At 39.9% G+C, this 253-nt stretch carries 1 protein-coding gene; it reads left to right on the top strand.

Annotated elements, in window-relative coordinates; translation table 11 throughout:
* The coding region (locus tag FDX22_RS30660) for a hypothetical protein (protein WP_222592570.1) at positions 1-253 on the top strand (253 nt) is incomplete at both ends.

A 253-nucleotide genomic window follows, 5' to 3' on the forward strand; every position in this document is an offset into this window, starting at 1 on the left:
ATTAGCGTCTCCGTTGCAAAAACATACAACACATCAAAAAATGCACACATTGAATCGAAATTATCAATAATCGTAACGCATTTTGAGTTTTTTGATACGCTTTTTTTGGTTTTTGTAACGCCAAGCCATGAAATCCGTACAAAAAATCATACGTTTCAACAACTCCACTGTAGTGGTTGTCATACTGGCATCCTCCCCACGATTTCAATGACCCGGCGCATAACCGCACTTCCCCGAAAATCTGCTGGTAACT

Source organism: Citrobacter sp. TBCS-14, assembly GCF_005280805.1.
Taxonomy (GTDB): domain Bacteria; phylum Pseudomonadota; class Gammaproteobacteria; order Enterobacterales; family Enterobacteriaceae; genus Citrobacter; species Citrobacter gillenii.